General features: G+C 45.3%; 18 protein-coding genes. 12 read left to right on the forward strand and 6 right to left on the reverse strand.

All coding sequences use genetic code 11. The features are described 5' to 3' along the window. Positions 1–5 precede the first annotated feature (5 nt). The 3 genes from ACSAZL_RS06830 to ACSAZL_RS06840 all read right to left on the reverse strand — a co-directional run bounded on the left by ACSAZL_RS06830 (position 6) and on the right by ACSAZL_RS06840 (position 3,156). Complete coding sequence (locus ACSAZL_RS06830; RefSeq protein ID WP_440947955.1) at positions 6–1,682, reverse strand: nitroreductase family protein; 1,677 nt, start codon at positions 1,680–1,682, stop codon at positions 6–8. Positions 1,683–1,888: 206 nt separating this feature from the next. Continuing rightward, positions 1,889–2,428 (reverse strand): DJ-1/PfpI family protein, encoded by a 540-nt coding sequence (locus tag ACSAZL_RS06835; protein ID WP_440947956.1) that lies wholly within the window; start codon positions 2,426–2,428, stop codon positions 1,889–1,891. A gap of 293 nt (positions 2,429–2,721) precedes the next feature. After that, entirely contained in the window at positions 2,722–3,156 is a 435-nt protein-coding gene (locus ACSAZL_RS06840; protein WP_440947957.1) for a hypothetical protein, read from the reverse strand. A 487-nt stretch (positions 3,157–3,643) separates the two neighbouring features. Here ACSAZL_RS06840 and ACSAZL_RS06845 point away from each other — a divergent pair, with 487 nt between their 5' ends. The 5 genes from ACSAZL_RS06845 (at position 3,644) to ACSAZL_RS06865 (ending at position 7,899) form a co-directional block, all read left to right on the forward strand. Continuing rightward, positions 3,644–4,204: a CBS domain-containing protein gene (locus ACSAZL_RS06845; protein WP_440947958.1), complete on the forward strand. Its 561-nt coding sequence runs from the start codon at positions 3,644–3,646 to the stop codon at positions 4,202–4,204. 345 nt (positions 4,205–4,549) lie between these two features. Continuing rightward, positions 4,550–5,701 (forward strand): pyridoxal-phosphate-dependent aminotransferase family protein, encoded by a 1,152-nt coding sequence (locus ACSAZL_RS06850; RefSeq protein ID WP_440947959.1) that lies wholly within the window; start codon positions 4,550–4,552, stop codon positions 5,699–5,701. 90 nt (positions 5,702–5,791) lie between these two features. Continuing rightward, complete coding sequence (ribC, locus tag ACSAZL_RS06855; protein WP_440947960.1) at positions 5,792–6,256, forward strand: riboflavin synthase; 465 nt, start codon at positions 5,792–5,794, stop codon at positions 6,254–6,256. Between the two features lie 40 nt (positions 6,257–6,296). Continuing rightward, positions 6,297–6,701, forward strand: coding sequence for a 6,7-dimethyl-8-ribityllumazine synthase (ribH, locus tag ACSAZL_RS06860; protein ID WP_015410966.1), 405 nt, complete (start codon positions 6,297–6,299; stop codon positions 6,699–6,701). A 55-nt stretch (positions 6,702–6,756) separates the two neighbouring features. Beyond that, positions 6,757–7,899 carry a pyridoxal phosphate-dependent aminotransferase gene (locus ACSAZL_RS06865; protein ID WP_440947961.1) on the forward strand — a complete coding sequence of 381 codons (1,143 nt, stop codon included), beginning with the start codon at positions 6,757–6,759 and terminating at the stop codon, positions 7,897–7,899. Positions 7,900–7,968: 69 nt separating this feature from the next. On the opposite strand, the gene ACSAZL_RS06870 is transcribed toward ACSAZL_RS06865, so the two are convergent. After that, on the reverse strand, positions 7,969–8,424 hold the full coding sequence (locus ACSAZL_RS06870; protein WP_440947962.1) for an adenylyltransferase/cytidyltransferase family protein: 456 nt from the start codon (positions 8,422–8,424) through the stop codon (positions 7,969–7,971). Positions 8,425–8,787: 363 nt separating this feature from the next. On the opposite strand from ACSAZL_RS06870, the gene ACSAZL_RS06875 reads away from it, so the two are divergent. The 4 genes from ACSAZL_RS06875 to ACSAZL_RS06890 all read left to right on the forward strand — a co-directional run bounded on the left by ACSAZL_RS06875 (position 8,788) and on the right by ACSAZL_RS06890 (position 12,513). Continuing rightward, positions 8,788–10,290 carry an L-aspartate semialdehyde sulfurtransferase gene (locus ACSAZL_RS06875; protein ID WP_440947963.1) on the forward strand — a complete coding sequence of 501 codons (1,503 nt, stop codon included), beginning with the start codon at positions 8,788–8,790 and terminating at the stop codon, positions 10,288–10,290. Between the two features lie 2 nt (positions 10,291–10,292). Then, the gene (locus ACSAZL_RS06880) at positions 10,293–10,679 is read left to right on the forward strand and encodes a 4Fe-4S binding protein (protein ID WP_440947964.1); all 387 of its coding nucleotides are present in this window, start codon (positions 10,293–10,295) and stop codon (positions 10,677–10,679) included. Positions 10,680–11,234: 555 nt separating this feature from the next. Further along, complete coding sequence (locus ACSAZL_RS06885; RefSeq protein ID WP_440947965.1) at positions 11,235–11,399, forward strand: hypothetical protein; 165 nt, start codon at positions 11,235–11,237, stop codon at positions 11,397–11,399. A gap of 307 nt (positions 11,400–11,706) precedes the next feature. Continuing rightward, positions 11,707–12,513, forward strand: coding sequence for a DUF166 domain-containing protein (locus ACSAZL_RS06890; protein ID WP_440947966.1), 807 nt, complete (start codon positions 11,707–11,709; stop codon positions 12,511–12,513). 122 nt (positions 12,514–12,635) lie between these two features. Here ACSAZL_RS06890 and ACSAZL_RS06895 read toward each other — a convergent pair whose 3' ends face one another. Beyond that, complete coding sequence (locus tag ACSAZL_RS06895; protein WP_440947967.1) at positions 12,636–13,358, reverse strand: AIM24 family protein; 723 nt, start codon at positions 13,356–13,358, stop codon at positions 12,636–12,638. 207 nt (positions 13,359–13,565) lie between these two features. Here ACSAZL_RS06895 and ACSAZL_RS06900 point away from each other — a divergent pair, with 207 nt between their 5' ends. Beyond that, positions 13,566–13,928: an Mth938-like domain-containing protein gene (locus tag ACSAZL_RS06900; RefSeq protein ID WP_440947968.1), complete on the forward strand. Its 363-nt coding sequence runs from the start codon at positions 13,566–13,568 to the stop codon at positions 13,926–13,928. Positions 13,929–14,216: 288 nt separating this feature from the next. Here the strand turns inward: ACSAZL_RS06900 and ACSAZL_RS06905 are convergent, their stop codons facing one another. Beyond that, complete coding sequence (locus tag ACSAZL_RS06905) at positions 14,217–15,047, reverse strand: mechanosensitive ion channel family protein (protein WP_440947969.1); 831 nt, start codon at positions 15,045–15,047, stop codon at positions 14,217–14,219. A gap of 565 nt (positions 15,048–15,612) precedes the next feature. On the opposite strand from ACSAZL_RS06905, the gene ACSAZL_RS06910 reads away from it, so the two are divergent. After that, entirely contained in the window at positions 15,613–16,869 is a 1,257-nt protein-coding gene (locus tag ACSAZL_RS06910; RefSeq protein WP_440947970.1) for a cell surface protein, read from the forward strand. 791 nt (positions 16,870–17,660) lie between these two features. Continuing rightward, the gene (locus tag ACSAZL_RS06915) at positions 17,661–21,362 is read left to right on the forward strand and encodes a PGF-pre-PGF domain-containing protein (protein WP_440947971.1); all 3,702 of its coding nucleotides are present in this window, start codon (positions 17,661–17,663) and stop codon (positions 21,360–21,362) included. Positions 21,363–21,451: the final 89 nt, after the last annotated feature.

Genomic DNA, 21,451 nt, shown 5'->3' on the forward strand with positions numbered 1-21,451 from the left:
CCGAGTTACCCTTTATAAGCAGGGAGAGTCAAAACCCCAATTTCCTGGAGAGGCGAGCCCACTGCAAAGTGATAGAGATCCTGATACTCAAGCCCTTCAAGTCCCAGAGTTTCGTGCAGAGGGTCATCGAAAAAACACCCTATTCCGCAGCCTCTGAAACCGCGAGCCTCAGCTTCCAGGTAAAGGAGTTGCCCGAGAATTCCGCATTCCCAGAAAAGGTGAGGGTACATCCATGAGCCTTCTGTTTTCAGAGGCTCTTCAAACTCCGAAAGCATGCAGGCAGTAAAACAGGCATCTTCTGCTTTTCGCTGCGCACAGGAAAGCTGGGCTGCAAAATGATGCAGTTTCTCTTCCACAAGCAGGTAAAATTCAAGATCATAAGGGCAGCTTTCAGGTTTTTCCCAGAGAAAATCCGGCCTGAAGGTGGTTTTAAACTCTTCTGCCTCCCCGGTTTTCCGCAGAAAAATATAAAGCCCTTCGCGAAGCCCCTTTACCCTATTCACAAAAAGGAGCAGGTGCGCAAAGGGCCCGGAAGAAAGTGTCTCAAAAACCGGATTTTTCTCGGGAAGGGTTCTTCGCAATATGCCGTAGAAGCTGGCTTCGTCCATGTAAGCACTGTTGTTCATTTCAAGGGCACTTCTTCTCCTGTGAATCACGCTGCGCAGAGGAACTGTCTCCAGGCCTGAATGGATTCCTGAGCCCGAAATTGCCGAGGATAAGCCTGCAGCTTTTCTTTCATGTTTCAGTTCCGGCTTTTTCTCCCTGACATAGGAAGTTTCTTTCTTTCGAGTTGCTGAAGCAGCTTTTTCAATCCCTGCCCATTCCACATGTGCAGGACTTAAACGGTTAGGAACTCCGTTCCAGGAGAGCTTTTCAAAATCCGCAAGTGCAGATGGAGTGACCTTACCCGAAAGACATTCCTTTCCTGCCGGATAAACTGCAAGCAAACAGGCAGGTTCTTCTTTTTCAGGGTCCTTCCCCCCGGAAATGCCCAGAAGTTTTCCTGTTTCCTCCGAACCCATGTCCGCAAGCAGGCCTGTCCTCCAGCCAAGCCCTGCTGCAGAAAAGGTAAGGGCGGCAATAGCATGCCCAAGGTCATGGTTTGCATACCTGAAAGCCCGGATGCCGTATTTCCAAGCAACCCGCCAGTAAATTGAACTCAGTCCTATGAAAAATGTGCCCTTCGGAAAGCCGGAGCTCAACTTTTCCCAGGTCTCCCGGGGAAATTCCGCTCTCAGTTCAAGTGCGTGCTGCAAAGGCACGTAATGGCAGACAGCCGGTTTTTCCAGGAGTTCCTTAACCGGCCCGGAAATAATATAGGCCTCGGTCGGGTGCAGGTTTCCACTTGAAGGGTTGATGCGGAGTGCCCAGCTCGCATTCCCGGTTTTTTTCCATACGGATATGGCCAAGCTGTCAAAAAAGAGCTGAGAAATGCTGTTCCGGTTCAGCCCCGAAGGCCCCGTTTTCTCCGGAGAATAAGCCTGTTCATATGTTGGCAAAAGTTCGGACTTGATGTCTTCTTCACTCCAGGTATCGAGCTTTAAAAGTGGAGCTCCTTTATAGTTGAGAAAAGGGTCTGGCTTGATTGACATTTCAAGGAATCGGGGACCGGGAGCATAGGCCTTAAAGCCATGCTTGCTAGCCTGATGATAGGACAGTATAGCTTCGAGTTCTGAATTCATAACAGGGCACCAGCTTTGCTATCGAGTAGTTACAATCCGTGGACCAGAGCTTCCAATCGTTAGCTTCCAGTTGTCAGCATTCGGTCGTAAGCGTCCAATTGTTAGCGTTTAATTAATGATGTCAATTGTTAGGGTTCGATTGTTAGCATTGATTGTTAGCATTCGATTGTTAGAATTGATTGTTAGCATTCGATTTTTCAGAGGGATCAGGCTTTTTTCAGGGCTTTGAGGACGGCTTTTCCAAAGGCTTCTGCACTTTTTGGATCCCGTCCTGTAACTACCCTGCCCGAAACTACAACATCCCTGTCCAGGTAGACAGCCCCATGCTCCTTAAGTTCGTTCACGGTATCCGGACTACTAAAAACAGTGCTTTCCTTCCCTTTCAGGACCCCTGCTCTTGCCATAATCACAGGAGAGATGCAGATCGCAGAAACCACTTTTTTAAGGGAATCGGCTTCTTTTACAAGTTCACGCAGGTACTGATTGTCCCACAGATACTTTCTCGAACCCGGCCCCCCGGAAATTACAATAGCATCATAATCCTCAATTCTGGCATCGGAGATCCTGATATCAGGCTTAATCGTCCCTCCCAGTGTTCCCTTTGCAGTTTCCTTAAACTCGGCTGCAACCGTAACCTTTGCCCCTGCAGCTTCGAATAGCTGCTTCGGAACAAAGCATTCTTCATCCCTGAACTGCTCCTGAGCAACAACAAGTAAAATGCTTTCGCCTTTGTGTTCTGCTGTCATCTGGCTACCTCCCTGTAATTTAAAAAGCAAGATTTCTGGCCGTTCTTCATCGAAAACCGGTAGAGTCCGAAGAAAGATAGATTACTGTGAGACAGGCTTTCTGCCTCGCATAGTATCCTGCAATGCACTGAAAAGACCGGAACCGAAAGCTGATGTTAGTTTTCAACTGAAATCAGTCCCCTGACCTGGGAGCCCGATAAGCAACAATCTTACCCGGATATTGCGTTGAAGGACACTGCAGTAACCCAACCCGAGTAAGAATATATTCTTAAAGATATAAATGGATGTCTTTTTCAGCACCTGAGTTTCGCTTGAAAGAGATGGAGGAAAATTGAAAGCTGCTGATGCTTATGAGCGGAAAAGACAAAAAACAGGTCAAAATGGCATAAATTTCGGTCTTGTTTCTCTTTCAAATCTGTTTTTTCTGCTTTTTTTGCAGGGCTGCCAGACAAGCCGGAGGAGACGCTTATACTTATCTGCGAATTGAATAGTCGTATCCGTGGTAAATCAAGGCATTCTCTCGGTTCAGGGCTGCTTCCTTCAATATTTGTTTCTAATAGTGTTGTCGGTTTTTGGGTCGCTCTGTATCCGGTTGGAAGGTCTGTTCGGGCTAATTGCAGCGCAGGGAAAGAAAAGCGAAAGATATCCTCAAGGGTTCTTGAATATATCAAACAGTTAATGAGGGAACATCTTTCTTTTTTATTCAATTTTTCCGCATTTTTAGACACGACCCGATCAGCCGACTTGTATTCCGGTACATCCGGTAGCTGAGCATAGTTGAATCCGGTTAAATATGCTCTAAAATAACTGAATATGTATAAATTTTTTTAACTTTTTTCTGTTGTTTTTTGGTTTTTCAGGTCTTACGTTTACGCTTAATATTTGTTTACCTGTCAGTATTTATTTAGTCATCCATGGGTTTTATTAAACCTATTAACATAGTATTTATTTTTCTGTTCTTAATTTTCAATATTTGATCAATTTGTTTCGACAAGTTGCCCTTTTTTCTCGCAAAATAACCTAATTTTTTTATACTGTATTTGTACGCTTTATTTCTTAGACCTGGACATTTTAAAATTTAATTGTTTATTGATAACCTGATTCGAAAGATTTTTCTGAAAAAAGACAATTGGCTCCGAAAATCATTTATATATCAACTCTTTGAATTATGTTAACCAATTACATTAAATATCATAATTACTATCGGTAATATATATGCAGCTTCCAACACCTGAAGATCTTAAAAAAAGACGAAATGAACTTGGGCTTACCCAGAGCGACCTGGCTAAAAGGGCAGGTGTAAGCCAGCCTCTTATAGCCCGTATCGAATCGGGAGACGTAGATCCCAGGCTTTCAACGGTCAGGAAAATCCTTGATGCTTTTGAGGAAGCCGAAAAGGAGCAACAGATAATTATACGGGATCTGATGCATTCTCCTGTTCTTCATGTCTCCCCCGAAGACTCGGTAGAAGAGGTGGTAAACCTTATGCATATTCATGGTTTTTCACAGATTCCCGTGCTTGATAGGGGTATTCCGGTTGGAAGTATTTCGGAAGATATGATCGTAAAACTGATGGGCGAGAGCAGGAAAAAATCCATCTCTCAGTTGAAAGTCTCAGGGATAATGGGGGAGGCTTTCCCGACAGTATCCCCTGGAATATCGATCTCAGTAGTTTCGCATATACTGGAAGGAAACCCTGCCGTACTTGTGGTAGAAAAAGGAACGGTTGTGGGTGTTGTAACAAAACATGACGTGATGAAGCTTCTTCAGGGCTAATGAGCTGAGCCCTTTTTCCTTAATGTCGAGTCTGAGCCTGGGACGTGGAAAGCACATGAATTATATACTAGGATTCATTTAAACCTGAATCCTTAATTGAATTCAGTGCTTAACCTGTCTGAAATGACCAAATAAACACGGCGATTGTGCTCGAAAAGGCATCCTGCATGAGACGATGCGGAACCCTCATAGCATACTGTGTTCGAATATATAACCCTGAATTATCAGGACTAACCCTGGATTATCAGGACTACATGATTGAAATTTAGAAAGTTTACATAATTTCCTTAAAAAATAAAAGCAAAAGCTGATTAAATCTTTGAAAAAGTGTGGAGAATAGCATACATGGATCTGGAAGATACCCTTCTCATGATGCCTGGACCCGTACCTGTTGCACCCAGAGTCCTTAGGGCGATGTCAAAAACGATGATCAACCACCGAAGTGCTGAATTTGCAGGAATTTATACCGATTGCAGGCAGATTCTCGCTGACGTTTTTCAGACAAAAAATGACATCTTTTTGCTCAGCGGTTCCGGGACTGCGGGAATGGAAGCCGCAGTCGGGTCTGTGGCCGGAAGTGGGGACAAAGTCATTGCCATAGAAAACGGGAAGTTCGGAGAGCGTTTCAAAGACCTTGCCGCTATCTATGCCGAAGTGGTGCCCCTGGAGTTTGAATGGGGTCTTCCTGTTGACCTTGAAGTGGTTAAGGAGAAGCTCGAAGAAGGGGCAAAAGCCATCACCCTTGTCCACAACGAAACCTCTGCAGGTATCATGAATCCTGCTGCAGAAATCGGTAAACTTGCAAAAAAACACGATGCTATTTTTATCATGGACGGCGTAACCTCCCTTGGGGGAGATGAAGTCAAAGTCGATGAATGGGGCGTTGACATTGCGATTGTGGGTTCACAGAAATGCCTTGCGGCTCCACCGGGAATGGCAGCTGTTTCCGTGAGTGAAAAAGCTTTTGAGGCCATAAACGGCATGAAGAAGAGGCCGTATTATAATGATCTTAAGGCATATAAAAAGAGCGGAGACAAGCCCAGGCCGGAAACACCTTACACGCCTGCAATTCCTCTATTCTATGCCATGCAGGAAGCTCTTCATATCGTTAAGGAAGAAGGCATGGAAGCAAGAATCAAAAGGCATAGGGCTCTCTCCGAAGCGGTAAGGGCAGCAGTCGACGCAATGAACATAGAGATGTTCCCTCAGCTTAACGAATATAGCAAGTACTCCAACACTGTCACTGCAATGAAAGCCCCTGCAGGGATCGATGGGGAAGACATTAAAAACGATATGAAGAAGCGGGGTATAATTATTGCTGGCGGGCAGGAACGCCTGAAGGGCAAGATTTTCAGGATTGGAAATATGGGGATTGTAACTTCAAGGGATATCCTATCCACTATCCAGCAGCTGGAAATCGTGCTGAATAAGCGGGGTCACATTGACAGCGTAGGAACAGGTACGGAAGCTGCAATGCGTGTTATCGACAGGGTATGAGAGGATTTTAAGGAATCCTCCAGGACCAAAATCTATAAACGTTTCAGGAAAACCAGAGAGCATTAACATTTAAATTTCGATCGGATTCATATGCCCACAATAGGAATTGCAGATACCACGTTTGCGCGCTACAATATGGGGCGTGCGGCAATCGACGAGATACAGAAAAACGTATCCGTACAGATAAAAAGGGTAACAGTGCCCGGGATAAAGGACCTGCCGGTAGCAGCCAAAAAGCTTATCGAAGAAGAAAGCTGCGATATCGTAATGGCCCTTGGAATGCCCGGTGCCCAGCAAAAAGACAAAATGTGTGCTCATGAAGCGTCTCAGGGTCTTATAATGGCCCAGCTCATGACCAATACCCATATTATTGAGGTCTTTGTCCATGAGGATGAAGGAAAAGATGAGAAAGAACTTGCTTTTCTCATGGACAGAAGGACCAGGGAACATGCTTTAAACGTGATAAAACTGCTCTTCAAGCCGGAAAAACTTATCAGGGAAGCCGGTACCGGCCAGAGACAGGGTTTTGAGGACGCTGGTCCTTTGAGAATGTGAAGCGACTTTAAGTTAAAAACAAGACTGGAGACCTTACTAAATGACTATCAGCCTAGGATTTGTTGTAGCTGAATTTAACAGGGATCTGACCTACCAGATGGAGTTGCTTGGAAGAGAACATGCAGAATTCCTGGGAGCAACAGTTAAAGAGACTGTTCTCGTGCCCGGAGTTTTTGACATGCCCCTTGCAATCAAGAAACTCTGCCAGAGGGAAGACATTGACGCAGTGGTTACCATAGGGTCGGTAATCGAAGGTGAGACTGACCACGACCAGGTGGTAATGCAGCATGCCGCAAGGAAGATCATGGATCTTTCCCTTGAATTCAACAAGCCGGTAACTCTCGGAATTCCGGGTCCGGGCATGACCAGGATGGCTGCTCATGAACGTGTCGACTATGCTAAAAGGGCAGTAGAAGCTGCAGTAAAGTTGGTGCGGCGGCTGTGAAGTTCCTTGATGCTTCAATAAGCTAGCAAAAAATGTAACAAACAGGACCATCCCTATGACATCCGCAAGGCTCAAGCGTGTAGAAGAATCCGCAACGATCCGGATCTCCAACATCGCAACCAGAATGATAAAAGAGGGTACGGACGTAATCAATTTCAGCCTTGGTGAACCTGATTTCGATACCCCTAAGAATATTTGCGATGCCGCGGCAAAGGCTATGTATGAGGGAAAGACCCACTACGCTCCTTCTGCGGGCATTCCGGAGCTGAGGACAGCTATTGCCGAAAAACTGAAGACGGAAAATCATCTTGAAGTGACCGAAAAAGACGTGCTGGTCACTCCTGGGGCAAAGCAGGGGATTTTCGAAATAATGATGGGCGCCCTTGACGACGGAGATCAGGCCCTCCTCTTTGACCCTGCCTGGGTAACTTATGATGCTTGCATCCGTTTTTCGGGAGCAGATACGGTCTGGGTGCCTACAGTCCCTGAAAAAGGCTTCCTGCCGGATAATTTCGCCGAGTATATAAATGACAAGACAAAGCTCATTGTTGTAAACAGCCCGGGCAACCCGACAGGCGGAGTATTCGGGAAAAAGACCCTGCAGTGCATTGCCGATCTTGCAATTGACCATGATCTTCTTGTGGTATCGGATGAGATTTATGAAAAAATCATCTATGACCGGGAACATATCAGTATCGGTAGTTTTGACGGGATGCAGGATAGAACCATCACTGTAAACGGTTTTTCCAAGGCATACGCAATGACCGGCTGGAGGCTCGGATACCTCACAGCGCCTCCTGAGATTTTTAAGCTTCTGCAGAAGATCCAATCCCACTCTGTAAGCAGCGCCACGACATTTGTTCAGTACGGCGGGCTTGAAGCCCTGCAGGGTCCCCAGGATGGCGTCAAAGCAATGGTTGACCGCTTTAAAATGCGCAGGGATATCCTTATCGACGGGTTGAATAAAATAGGGATTGAGTGCAAGAAGCCAGATGGGGCCTTCTATGCCTTTGCCAATGTGAGCGAGTACGGAAACGGGACCGAAGTTGCTGAACGGCTCCTGAAAGAAGCTCATGTGGCAGTGACCCCGGGAATTGCTTTCGGGGCTTCAGGCGAGGACTTTATCAGGATTTCCTACGCAACATCCATTGATAGAATCCGGGAAGCGCTTGAAAGGCTTGAAAAGATATTTGCATAAACATGGTTCCGGCAATCTTTCTAAAAAAGGTCAAAAAAGTGTTTTTTAATTAAAGACGGTAGGGGTAGGTTACCCATACCGTTTAAGGACCGCTTTTATGATTGCCCCGGTACTGCAGAGGGGGCACTCTTTTGAAAAAGGAACCCTGACCACTTTTGCAGGGAGCCCTCTTTTAGTAAGTTCTTTTTCCAGAAGCTCAATGTCAAAATGCTGATCGTACCCCAGGGCAACGATATCCGGCTTTATCTCTTTCAGGGGTTCGAACATATCTTTTTCACTGCCAAGAATGGCTTTGTCTACCGTCCGAAGGGCATCTACCATCTCAAGCCGCTGTTCCTCAGGCACTATCGGTTTTGGCTTATGAGTCACATTGGAATCCCTGGCAACAATGACGAAGAGCTCATCTCCAAGAGCTCGCGCCTGGGCCAGGAAATAAACATGTCCCGGATGAAGAATGTCAAAAGTTCCGGTAGCAAGTACACGCGTCAATAAATCACCTGGTCTCGGGTAATATCCTGCAAGCATAAGAAACTTACTGAAAATAGTCTCGTCCTCTGACCTTCAAGGACTCCATATTATTCAATCTGTATATGGTGTGAATGGTTATTGATAATTCAGGAGATAGCCTCTAAGGAAATAGTCTCCGAGCAAATAGGTTCTGAGAATTATAGATTGTGAATTACCGCAAGTAATATATATTCCTCTAAAATATGACTATAAATTATTGGATTGAAAATATGACGGACGTAGTCTTAAAAATGAAGAAAAGCCAGAATTTTTCACCTCTTCCGGAAGGACCGTTACCTGTGAGAGTGAGATTATGACAAGTAATATATAATTCTGGCAAAAATTACCATCTAGATTAATTTATAATAAGAGGAAAACCGCATGGTTGAAAAATCGGTTCATGAGATCAATAAAAAAATTGAAGATGGAAGCGTCAATGTAGTCACAGCCGAGGAAATGGTCGGAATTGTTGAAAACCTTGGCGTGGAAGGTGCTGCAAAAGAAGTTGATGTGGTCACAACAGGCACATTCGGAGCCATGTGCTCTTCAGGTTTGATGCTTAATCTCGGACATTCCGAACCCCCTATCAAGATCCAGAAAATCTGGTTTAACAATGTGGAAGCTTACAGCGGAATTGCTGCTGTTGACGCCTACCTGGGGGCTGCTCAGATCTCGGATACAAGGGGAATACAGTATGGTGGAGCGCACGTTATTGAAGACCTTTTGAGAGGAAAAGAAATCGACGTGCATGCAACTTCTTATGGGACAGACTGCTATCCCAGAAAAGTGCTTGATACGAGAATCACCCTTGACGACTTAAACGAGGCAGTCCTTCTCAACCCCAGAAACGCTTACCAGAAATATGCCGCTGCAACAAACAGTTCAAAAAGGATTCTGAACACCTACATGGGAGAGCTTCTGCCCAACTTCGGAAACGTAACTTACTCCGGAGCCGGAGTGCTTTCTCCCCTCTCAAATGACCCTACATACGAAACTATAGGGACAGGCACAAGGATTTTTATTGGAGGAGCTCAGGGCTATGTTATAGGGAACGGGACCCAGCACTCTCCTTCCAGCGGTTTTGGAACCCTTATGCTCAAAGGAAACCTTAAGGAAATGAGCCCCGATTATTTAAGGGCGGCTTCTTTTACGGGTTACGGGACAACCCTTTACATGGGAATCGGAATTCCCATACCCATTCTGAATGAAAAAATCGCAGCCTCAACTGCTGTGCGTGATGAGGATATTTTTACGAATATTCTTGACTATGCCGTGGGCAGCAGGGATAAGCCTGCGATAAAGCAGGTAAACTATGCCGAACTCAGGTCAGGCTCGGTGCAGCTTGAAGGAAAAGATGTTCAAACTTCCTCCCTCTCAAGCTTCAAGAACGCCAGAAAGATTGCAAATGAACTAAAGGAATGGGTTAAGCACGGAAAATTCTTTGTTAGCATGCCCGTGGAGAGACTTTCCAGTGAGGGCTCCGCAAAATCCATGAAACAGACCCAGGCAGTACCTCTCGTAAAAGACGTCATGGCCGACTTTATTGTTACAATCAAAAAGGACCAGACGGTTCAGGACGCTGCAAAGAAGATCTGGGAGAACTCCTTTAACCACCTTGCAGTGATTTCGGACACCGGGGAGCTGGTAGGAATCCTGACAGCCTGGGATATCTCAAAAGCCGTCGCCGAAAACATATTTGATTCCGTAGAAAGCGTAATGACGAAAAAAGTTCTTACCTGCGCCCCGAACGAACCCGTGGACCTTGCAGCCCGCAGGCTGGACCGTTACGGTGTTTCTGCAATGCCTGTAATCGATACCCAGAGGAGGGTGCTCGGAATTATCACGAGCGACAATATAAGCAAGCTTCTCGCAAGGAGGTACTGAGCATGAAAATAAAGATTAGCATCCCTACGGAAAGGATTCAAAACCCCATTATCTCCGAGACTATTATCGAAACCGGAATCCTGCTTAATATCATGGTCGCCAATATCGATTCGACTTACGGAGAACTGATTGCGGACGTTAAGGATTCCAGGTTCGACAGGATTAAAAAAGCTCTCGAATCAAGAGGAGCAATAGTTGCAATTCTGGACCGCCCCATTCACAGGGATGAAGAAGAATGTGTGGAATGCGGAGCCTGCATCTCGGTCTGTCCGATGAATGTTTACTCCTTTGATGAGACCTGGAGTCTCTGTGTGGACGAAAAAAAATGCATCCAGTGCGGCATGTGTATCAAGATGTGCCCGCACGGCGCTTTAAAGCTTGGAGAATGAAAGAAAACTGAAGCTCAGATTTTTCTTCCCTTTTCCTCTTCTCTTTCCATCTTTTCCCTTTTTACCGCAGATTTCACTTTTTCGCAGTATTCTGGTGTTTCCGCCCAATTGCTGACCCATTCAGGCACGCGGAGCTGAAAAAGCTTTCGTTTTTCTCTCTCTGTGCTACACCGGGTCTGAGCCTGCCCTCCAGCCAGATAAAAAGTACCCTACAAAACGACATCGTAATAAAGAGAAACAATACATTGAAGAAAATGTCCTCGACTGAGAGAGTCTATCCTTAACCGCAAAAACCGTTTTTCAATTCACAGGCAAAGATCAGTGTCTCTGCCAGCCTTTCTGACGGCCCTGAAAAAAGTAGAAAAGGCAAAAGAAACAGGTGTTATCGTCTCTCCTGATGCTTTTTATATGTTAGTTTCTTACAGGGGCGTCAGTCGTTTTTTGCTTTCAGACCTTTTTTTCTCTTCTCTTTGTTTCATTTTTGGGAAAGGCCGCTCTCCTGCTTCGAGCGTGACAAGAACGACATGATAAAGCGAAGAAGGTTGCATGGATCAGATGGATCTATTCTTTAGTCTGCTTGAGCGAAGCGAAACAGACCGCGTACTCCCGAGGCGCAATTCGGGCGAGACGCAATTCGGGCGAGACGCAATTCGGGCGAGACGCAATTCGGGCGAGACACAATTCGGGCGAGGCGCAATTCGGGCCGTGGAGCGTTCATAAAGGAGTATAGTTGTGGATACTGATATCTATTCTGAAACTCCCATTATTTATAGGTTGAAACAAATAATTATAGAGTATAGTAAGATGATACAGGTGAAATTCACCTGCGGTCAGAACTGCCTGCGGTCTTACTCACCTTCTTTCATAAATGCATTTTGAAAACATATCAACAATTCCCGCAAAAACAGGTTTTTTCCCGGTATTTTTTCCCGTTCAGAGAGAAAAAAACAGACGGGAGACTCATTACAAAACAAAGAAAATGAATTTGTATGATGACTTTGGAATCCTTAAAAGGGGGAGCAAAAATATGAGAATCCTTGTACTTTATACGGGCGAACTCGGAAAAAAAGTTATCCAGAATTTGATAAATCCGTCAACTTTCTGCGTGTCGTGCGGTGAGCTCTGCAACCACTGCCGTCAGGTAAGGAGATCTTACGCAAACCTTCTTGTTGGAATCCATGAGTTTCCGGAAGACCTGCCTCCGTTTATCGAAGAGCCTGCCCAGTTCCTGCCTCCGAATCTTCCGGAATGCGATCTGATCCTTGCCATAGGGATCCATCCCGACCTCCTTGCAGCCCTTCCCGAAGTCGTGCAGAAAACGGGAGCAAAAGCCGTAATCGCCCCCGCTGAAGACTCAAAGAAGACTCCTGCCGGGGTCCTTGAGCAGCTCAGAAAAGAACTTGAAGCCACAGGTGTTGAATTTGAGGCTCCAAAACCCTTCTGTGCCCTTGAAAAGACCGGAAAGCCTGTTATAGATGCTTTCGTGGACCTTGGCTTCGGAAAGCCAGTGCTAAGGGTCGAAATGAGCCCTGACGGAAGGATGTTCATAGGAGCAGGCGTACTCAGGGACGCCCCCTGCGGTTCAACCTGGTTTGTTGCAAAAAAGCTCGGCTGGACTGATGCTTCAGGATACAAAGAAACCATTTCAGGCGCTCATCACTCTTACCCCTGTACCGGAAGCATGGACAAAGACCCCCAGATAGGGGATACAATCCTTCACAAAGCCGGATACATCATCAGGGAAGCTGTGGAAGAAGGAATGGAGTGTGAGAAAAAGGAAAAAGCCAGAATTTTGGCAAACTGTGGCGATAAAGCTCAAGTCGTGGGCTTCTAAGATTTAAGCTTCTGAGATTTAAAATATATATGAAGGCACAATTTTTCTGTACCTTTCTTTATTTTCAGGAGTAAAAAATCCAGGGAGTTAAGTGTAAATATTTACTTTTGAAATATTAACATTCAGCTAATGTATACGTTTGAAATTTTGTTTTCGGGCTGAGTCTGGGAATAAACCTCTTCACAGGGCTGGACCACTACAAAGCCCTCTCCCCTGAAAACCATCTGGACGGATTCTCCACTGCTTTTTTCAATGAGAGTTTTCAGGGAGATGTCGGTTTTTATCTCCGGCTCGAGGTTTCCTGACCAGGCAACCGTGGCGTTAGGAGAAGTGAAGACCGGATATTCTCTAGTTACCCTGAAGGTAAGGGGGTCATGGTGGGTGGTAATGGCAACCATACCGGTCCCTTCGAGTTTTACGTTGTAAATCTCGTTTTCCACCACTCCAGAGAGTTTTCTCATCATCCTGATATCCCAGTTGAGAGAGTCTTCAATAGCCAGGATGTCGTTGCAGTTTACACAGATAGAGTCGCTTTCAAGTTTCAGAACCGAGATCTTTTTCCCTCTATCCGCAAGGTAGAGTTTTCCTCTTCCTTCTGCTTTTATGAGGCTGAACCCCTCTCCTGCCAGGGATATTTTCACGAGTTTCCCAGGCCCGCGTTCGAGGGCATCTTCGCGAGAAAACCTTATGCCTCCTTTATATGCCATCATGGATCCCATTCTGGTCCAGACCACGCCATTAAGATATATCTTCAGCAGCTGTTCCCGTTCCAGTTCAAAAACTCCCTGCCCAGGGGCTCTTTCTCCCGTCCTTATGATGAAATCTTCTAACGAATAATGTCCCATCTTTTTTCCACCTCTGGGTGTAGTTTCGTTTTCTTAATATTGTTATAATGTTTAATATATTTCGATAAATATAAATAAGTTTCCCGCATTTTTTTAACTGTCTTATTTGAGTTTATGCATCGCAAACTTCCTGTTATTTATAGGAAGCATGTGAAACAATTGTAAAAGATGAAATCTCGTTTTCAGTTTTAATTTCAGGAGGAAACCATGAAACCAAAGATTGATTCCACAAGTTTTGGTTCTATTACTGTAGAAGGAGAGACCTTTGAATACGATATTCTCATCCGCCTTGACGGCAGGGTTGAAAAACGAGAAAAAATGCTTTCAAAAGAAAAGTATGGGACTTCTCATAAAATCTCTCTTGAAGAAGCCGAGCATATCTATGAAGAAGGAACAGAAAAAATCATCATAGGGACCGGGCAGACAGGTTTTGTGGAACTTTCTGATGAAGCTGAAGACTTTTTCGTGGGAAAGAAATGCGGGATCGAACTTTTCCCGACTCCCTGGGCAATTGAGCGCTGGAATGAAATTGAAGGCAGGGTCTCTGCAATGTTCCATGTAACCTGCTGAAAACAAGGAAAAAAAGCGAAAGGTAATTTCTGCAAAAGAAGTCCATTATGAGGCAGAGCTGTCAGGATTTTTGCTGAAACAGCCCTGCCCTGCAGTACGCATGTAACTGCGTCTTTCTTCAGCATTTATTTCTTCAGCATTTATTTCTTCAGCATTTATTTCTTCAGCATTTATTTCTTCAGCATTTTTCTGCTTTTTATCCAGTTATGGATTTTTATCCAGTTATGGATTTTACTCAAATATTTTTAGTCCAATGCTTTTTCTAGACTTCCTTCTATTCCTTTTTATTCATTCCTTTGTTTCCTTCACATGTATGTCCATCTGCGGGAAGGGTATTTCAATTCCTTCTCTCCTGTAGGCCTCAAAGATCCCGACAGTCAGGTCATTTTTTAAAGCCGCAAAGTTCCCGGTGTTTGTCCAGGCCCTGAGCTGCAAATTTACGGAAGAATTGGCAAGTTCGGTAGTGACAACGGCAGGTTCGGGGTCAGGGAGAACAAGAGGATGCCCTTTCATAAGATCAAGAGCTATCCTGATAGCATTCTCAAGATCTGAAGAATAACTTATGCCTACATCGACAGAAGCTCTTCTTGTAGGCATGCGTGTCATATTAACAATGGAACTTCCCCAGACAAGCTTATTCGGGACTGTAATAAGCTGATTGTCCGGAGTCAGGAGTTCTATTGACATAATTCCTACCGATTTTACTTTTCCGGTCTGTCCGTTTACGATCACCACTTCTCCCGCATCAATTGGCCTGATTGCCGCAACCCATATCCCGGCCGTTATGTTTGTAAAGGTGTCCTGCATCCCCAGGCCCAGGACCAGCCCTATGATCGCAGAAAGGCCCACTACAAAACTATCAACATCAAAACTCAGGCTCTTCAAAAAGATCAGGACAACTATCACGTACAGGAGGATGCCCAGAAAATTTGCCAGAAACTGAGTCGTAAGTTCAGGTAGTTTTGTTTTCCTTATCCCTTTTCTGAAAATATGAACAAGAATTTTTACCGAAATAAAGCCTGCAATCAGCACTATTACTGCAAAAATCAGCCTGGATACTGTTATGTCAGTATACGGGATTATCTGATCAAATATTCCACTGCTTATTCCATTATCCATTTTTAATCTCCCTCGATTTTTGTCCCCTGGTGTACAAAAGATCGAAAAGGCTTTTTATCCATCTGGTAGGCGTATTTAATGACATCGGTCCGGGATTGGTAGTCCGGACTATACCGGTTAGAATTACATTCAGCATAAAATATGTTAAATTGATTTTATAAGTATTTTATCGAAGACAGCTTTCTTAGCCCGCCTTTTTACTCAGGAAGAGAATTCCATAGAACAAACTTTAACATATACGGGGACTAAAGAAGACTAAAGAAGTATACATCAAAAACACATCAAAGGGTTAACTTTACCAAATTATTTATCTTATTAGATTATTAATGGTTTTAATCATTAAACCTTGAAGGTTAGAACCATAATAAAATTATTAATTTGTAGATTCGCCGGTTATTAATCCGTAAATTTACTGACTATTGATTTGTAAATTTACCAGCTATTAACCTGTAGATTTACTGACCATTAACCCTCTACTGGCTATTAACCTGTAGATTTACTGGCTCCATAATAATAAACTTCAGCAAATTAAGGAAGTCCTAAATTGAAGTGGATCAAAAAGCTCTTGGGAAAACAGGAAAGCTTCAGCGAGAAAACTGCCACCAGCGAAGTTGGTTTTGAGGAACTGCCCGCATGGCTGGAGAAGAGTTCTCAAAAAATATCTTCCGATATAGAAAAGGATGCCTCAGGCCTTTTCAAAGAGCTTGAAGCTGCGATTTCCGAGCTTAAAGAAAGCAATACCAGGCTTCAGGAAGCAAAAGTTGAGGGGAATTTTGACATAAGGGCTGTAAAAAGAGCGAAGAGCAACCGGGAAAATGTGACAAAGCAGGTAGGAGTATTCATAGATAAATTCGGAGTTCTTGAGAGCAGGGACTTCAGGGCTCTTAAAGAGTATCAAGAAACAGCTGTGCAGAACCTGGACACCTGCCTTGAACACATGAGCCAGAGTTTCCGATACACAAAAGCTGTCTTTCCCCAGGAGTCCAAAGACGTTACCGAAAGCCTTGGCAGGTTGGGTCAGGTCCTTAATAAGCTTAAAGGGACGATCCAGGGACATAAAAAGGAAATGGAAGCTCTTGAAGCGGTTTCTACAGAAATGAAAGAAATTAAACGATTATCTGCTTCAATAAAGGCTGAAAATCTGGAATTCGAAGCGAAAAACCGAAAAATCCAGGCTTTACGAAATGAAATTGCCGAAACCGATCAGGCTCTCGAAGGGTTCAAAAAAGGAGAAGCCTGGCAAAAACTGCAGAGCCTTCAGGAAGAACTGGATATCGCCAGAGACAGGCTCAAAAAAGCCGAAACAGGCCTGAACTCCCTTATCCTTCCATTTTCAGGCAACCTCTCAAAGATAAAAAAACTCCATGAAAGCGGCAGGTATACCCTAAAACCAGATGTAAAGCAACAACTTGACATCTGCCTTGAAACCCCTGCTAACCTTGCCCCTTCTTTTTTCCCGGAGCTCCAGAAGGTCTTTGAAGACCCTGCCCTTGACATACAAACCCAGAAAAAGGAAAAAGCTCTTTCACAGGTCAAAGCCGCAATTTCAGGCTTTGAAGAGAAGAAAAAAGAATACATCGAAGCCCAGAAAGCACTTGAGGCAAAAAAAGCCGAACTTGCAGGCTCAGATACCGGAAAACTTGCCGAGCTCGAACACAAAGAAACAGAACTGTTGGCAAGAACCCGCCTACTTGAAGAAGAACTTGAGAGTTCCGAAAAGAAATTAACTGTTTTCAAAGAAGAACTAAAAAACAAAGAAGCCGAACTTCAGGCAAGTGTAGCCGTAATTGACAGCAGCGTAAAAATTCAACTCCTGCCCTGAGATTGCAGAACTTATAATGTTATCAGAAAAAACCAGTCCAGAGAGGAATTTCAGAGAAATCCCCCTCTACCTGAGAAATATTTTCCTTAACCCCGAAATTACTTTTTCAATCTAAATTTCCTATCTCTTTTTATTTTCCCTGTTTTCCGGTCTTTTTTCGGGATTGAATTCTTGGTCTTTTCGTTTTCTTCTTTTTTCTTTTTCTTTTTCTTCTAATTTGCCATTTTGAGAAAGACCGCTCTCCTGCGTCTCTTTACTTTACCATTGTTTTTAAGTTAGTCTGCTTGCGCGCGGCTCACTACTATAACACAAAATTGGCCCTCTTGAGCGGAGCTTATTGATAAAATCCATAAATTAGTCTGCTTGAGAGAATCGAAACGGGCGGCAGGCTGTTGCGATTACATCGCAACCCCCATGGAATCTCCGATTTCATGTGATCCAGAATCGCAATTCGGGTGGCACAACTCTGCCGAAACAGACTTCTTGCTGTTACACTTGCAGTGCAACTAAAAGAAAAATCTATGATTTTTCTGGTCCCGAATCGAAACTCGGAAGCCGAATCGAAACTCGGGAGATCCTAAATTCTAGATAAATACCTAAAAGTTTACCTTAACAATTTGTCTAATCAGAAAATCCTATGAATTTATAACTCATCAGTTTGTTAATTTTATTCTGGGAGCAAAATTTCGTGGGGGCCGAGAGCTTTTTCAGAGAGTTTATCTGTTACCTGTATTTTTTGTTTAACTATCAGGAGCTTTTCGGATATTTGAAAAATTGACGTGCTGGTCATTATGAGTAAAGTGATATGGTGTTTATCCGTTGTCTTTCTGGTCTTTGTTGTTCTGTCAGGAACCCTGAATTCCTGCATTTCAGACATCCAGAGAGCTTCTGCAGCTGAATTGATTCAGGGAGAAAACAACAGTGGAAACAGCAGTATTTCCACGGATACGGGACGGCAGGGTTATTCAGGAGAGCCCTTGAGTCCTGCACAGGAGAAACTTTCAAGCGACCTGCTGCAGCTGAGTGACGAGCACTATCTGTCCGGGAAAGAGTCGGCTGAAACTCTGAGAGCCCGCATGGTCGAGCTGGGACAGTTGAGGCAGGAAGACCCTGTTTCGGGAAGGGCGACTCCTTCGGGAGAAAACCCGGAGATTGCTGCGGGTTCAGGGGGGAATGCCAGCAAAGCTTCTTCTTATCCGGATGAAAAAGTTTACGTGTATGTTTATCTGGAGCCTTTTGCGAACAGCAGCATACTTGACGGGTACTGCGAGATTGAGGACAGGGACGAAGAAAATTATATTGCAGTAGCGTGGGTCCCGCTTGAATCGCTTGAAACACTGGCTGCTCTTTCTGAGGTAAGGAATATTCAAACTGTCCTGCCTCCTTTTGTCAGGCAGGGAAATACGGTTACGGAAGGAGACTCGATTCTTAACGCTTCCAGCCTCAGGGAACTTTACGGGGTAAACGGGACAGGAATGAAAATCGGGATCATATCCGACGGCGTGGACAAACTGAGGGATGTCCAGGTAACGGGGGATCTTCCTTCCGACGTGCACGTCCTGAGCAATAGTGTAGGGGGAAATGAAGGCACTAACATGCTTGAAATCGTCTACGATATCGCTCCAGGGGCAGAACTTTATTTCCACGACTGTGGAAATAACAGGCTCGAATTCAACAGGGCAGTCGATGCCCTTGTTGACGAAGGGTGCACGGTTATCTGCGATGATATAGGCTGGCTTGCCGAACCCTTCTTTGAAGACGGGATAGTGGCAGACCACGTAAAAGAGGTCATAAAAGAGAACGACCTCCTGTACGTAAGCTCTGCAGGAAATTCAGGAAACAGCCATTACCAGGGTTTTTTCTATGACAACGGAAATGGCTGGCACGACTTCAGCCGCGGGCAGGGAGAAGTAGAGAACCTGCGGCTCGTGATCCCGCCTTCGGGAAAGGTATGGATTTTTCTCCAGTGGGATGACAGGTGGGAACATTCGGGAAATAACTATGACCTTTTCATTAAAGGTGGGAATACTCTGGAGACCATCGCGTCCAGCGAAGTCTATCAGGACGGGGACAATCTCCCACTTGAATACATAATGTACACAAATAGTGGAAAAAATACCCTTAACGCATCTATCGAGGTCCGAAAAACTTCAGGGGAAGCCAGAGAGCTCGAGCTTTACATTTACTACTGGACCGGGACAACGCTCAGGGCTGCAAATATCGTTTCCAAAGACTCTATTTTCGGGCATCCGGCTCTCCCGGAAGTGATAACCGTAGGAGCGGTCGGGACCAGGGAATCCGGAGATTATTATATAGAGTACTTCTCTTCCGTTGGCCCGGTTACGCTTTACTATCCTTCTCCCGAAATTCGTCCCAAGACAGACATCTCAGGACTCGATGGTGTAAATGTCACAGGTACAGACGGGGTTTCGGAGCAGTTTTACGGCACGAGTGCCTCTTGTCCTCATGTTGCGGCCATTGCAGCGCTGGTCTGGAGCGCGGCTCCGGAAAAGTCAGCTATGGACATAAAACGGCTGCTTTCCACTTCATCAACCGACCTGGGGGAACCCGGATACGATAATGTTTTTGGATACGGGCTGGTAGACGCCCTCAGGATGTATGAACAGGCCTCAGCCGATCCCTCCACATTTACAGTGAAAACAGACGGAAAAGGGGATTTCCCCTCAATATCGGATGCCATAAACAGCAGCAGACCCGGAGATACAATTCTCGTGTACCCGGGCACTTACAGGGAAAATGTGGATGTGCGCTGGGCTCTGAATATAAGCTCCGCTTCCGGAAAGCCCGAGGATACTGTTCTCAAAGCTGAAAACTCCGGGGAACCTGTTATTCATGTGACTGCAAATGCTGCAAAGATCAGCGGTTTTGGCATAAGCGGCTCTGGAGAAACTGGAGGCTCTGGGGGAAACGGTGGGGCTGGAGGAGCTGGCATATCTCTCGAAAGTGCAGTCACCTGCACACTTGCGAACAATAAGATATCTGGGTGCAGCCCTGGAGTCCTGCTTGAAGAGTCATCGGGCAATACCCTCACAGGAAATAAAATCTCGAATAATGCGGAAGGGCTCAGGTTAACAGACTCTTCCCGGAATACTATCCTTGGAAACGAGTTTGAAAACAGTGTCAATATCAATGAAAGTTCTTCAGGAGAAACAGGGCTTTCAAACACCTGGAATACGGCTGCAGAGATACGCTACCTGTATAATGGTGGGATTTACGAGAGCCGGTTTGGAAACTTTTACTCTGATTATAAGGGTCAGGACTCAGACGGCAGCGGGATCGGGGACGCCCCTTATGGCAGTGACTCTGCACCCCTTATTGCAAGATTGGCAGCCTACTCCAGAGGTTTTGAGGTCGGGAGTGCAGCTCCTGCCCAGAATGTGGTCTCAATTGACGGGAATACTCTGGAATTCGGGATCAAGTCTACGAGAAACTGCACCTTCAGATGGTTGCTAAACGGAGCACTGCTGCAAACAAACGAATTTGCGCCTTCCGCTGTCCTTTCCATAAATACCGGCGAACTTGCAGGCGGCACAACAGAGAGCAACACTTCCACCCCTGTCCGGGTCAAATACACCCTGACAGTTACCGCAACAAACGGCTCTTCAACCCTGCAGCACAGCTGGACCCTGACCACCTTTTCCGCAGAAGAAGAGACGGATACATCTGAGAACACAAATGAAGATAGCGTAATCAGGAACAGCAGTTCGGGAGGGGGAAGCAGTAAGAGTTCAGGAGATGGGAGTAGCGGAGGAAGCGGGGGAGGCGGTGCAGGCGGCTCCCCTGAGCCCGCAAGTAATGTTGAAAGCAAGGAACTGGTGCAAAGTTTCGTTACCAGCGGAAGGCATATCCTGTTTGATTTTTCCAGAAATGCAACCCCTGTAACAGCCGTGGAATTTGATTCCAGGAAAAACGCCGGAAAAGTTACGGTTATCGTGGAAATGCTGAAAAACCAGTCAGTTCTGGTTTCCGGCCTGCCGGAAGGCGAGGTTTACAGACACTTCAATATCTGGGCTGGCAACAGTGGGTTTGCCTCCCCGGAGAATATTCAGAACCCGTCAGTCAGTTTCAGGGTAGAAAAAGACTGGATTTCCGAAAAAAGAATTGAACCGGCTTCGGTTTCACTTTACAGGTACTCGGATTCGAACTGGACAGAACTTCCTTCCCGAATCACCGGAGAAGATGAGGCATTCTTCTATTTTGAATCCGAAACTCCAGGTTTTGCAACTTTTGCAGTTGCCGGCCAGCAGAGTGGATTTTTACAGTCTTCTTCCCACGCACCCGTAAAGAATAACTCCCCTGAAACAGGTCCGGACGGAGCTCCGGAAGTCTGGATAACACGCGAATATTCAGACAACTCCACAGAGGAGGGCAGCGAAAATGGCAGCGAAGATGATAGAAGTATACCAGCCCCCGGTTTTGTGATATGTATCGCCCTCTTGCTCGCAGGTGCACTGTGGAGTAAAAAACAGTGAGTGAAGATGGAAAACAGAAAGAAATATGGAAAAAGAGGGAAAAAGATGGACAGAGGGGGTGCAGCAGGCTCAGGAGGATGACAGCCTGA

This window comes from Methanosarcina mangrovi (assembly GCF_052057765.1).
Classification (GTDB): Archaea; Halobacteriota; Methanosarcinia; order Methanosarcinales; family Methanosarcinaceae; genus Methanosarcina.

Coding starts and splice junctions, on each gene's coding strand:
- ACSAZL_RS06830 (WP_440947955.1), bottom strand. CDS start 1,682: ATGAATTCAGAACTCGAAGCTATACTGTCCTATCATCAGGCTAGCAAG.
- ACSAZL_RS06835 (WP_440947956.1), bottom strand. CDS start 2,428: ATGACAGCAGAACACAAAGGCGAAAGCATTTTACTTGTTGTTGCTCAG.
- ACSAZL_RS06845 (WP_440947958.1), top strand. CDS start 3,644: ATGCAGCTTCCAACACCTGAAGATCTTAAAAAAAGACGAAATGAACTT.
- ACSAZL_RS06850 (WP_440947959.1), top strand. CDS start 4,550: ATGGATCTGGAAGATACCCTTCTCATGATGCCTGGACCCGTACCTGTT.
- ribC (WP_440947960.1), top strand. CDS start 5,792: ATGCCCACAATAGGAATTGCAGATACCACGTTTGCGCGCTACAATATG.
- ribH (WP_015410966.1), top strand. CDS start 6,297: ATGACTATCAGCCTAGGATTTGTTGTAGCTGAATTTAACAGGGATCTG.
- ACSAZL_RS06865 (WP_440947961.1), top strand. CDS start 6,757: ATGACATCCGCAAGGCTCAAGCGTGTAGAAGAATCCGCAACGATCCGG.
- ACSAZL_RS06870 (WP_440947962.1), bottom strand. CDS start 8,424: ATGCTTGCAGGATATTACCCGAGACCAGGTGATTTATTGACGCGTGTA.
- ACSAZL_RS06875 (WP_440947963.1), top strand. CDS start 8,788: ATGGTTGAAAAATCGGTTCATGAGATCAATAAAAAAATTGAAGATGGA.
- ACSAZL_RS06880 (WP_440947964.1), top strand. CDS start 10,293: ATGAAAATAAAGATTAGCATCCCTACGGAAAGGATTCAAAACCCCATT.
- ACSAZL_RS06885 (WP_440947965.1), top strand. CDS start 11,235: ATGGATCTATTCTTTAGTCTGCTTGAGCGAAGCGAAACAGACCGCGTA.
- ACSAZL_RS06890 (WP_440947966.1), top strand. CDS start 11,707: ATGAGAATCCTTGTACTTTATACGGGCGAACTCGGAAAAAAAGTTATC.
- ACSAZL_RS06895 (WP_440947967.1), bottom strand. CDS start 13,358: ATGGGACATTATTCGTTAGAAGATTTCATCATAAGGACGGGAGAAAGA.
- ACSAZL_RS06900 (WP_440947968.1), top strand. CDS start 13,566: ATGAAACCAAAGATTGATTCCACAAGTTTTGGTTCTATTACTGTAGAA.
- ACSAZL_RS06905 (WP_440947969.1), bottom strand. CDS start 15,047: ATGGATAATGGAATAAGCAGTGGAATATTTGATCAGATAATCCCGTAT.
- ACSAZL_RS06915 (WP_440947971.1), top strand. CDS start 17,661: ATGAGTAAAGTGATATGGTGTTTATCCGTTGTCTTTCTGGTCTTTGTT.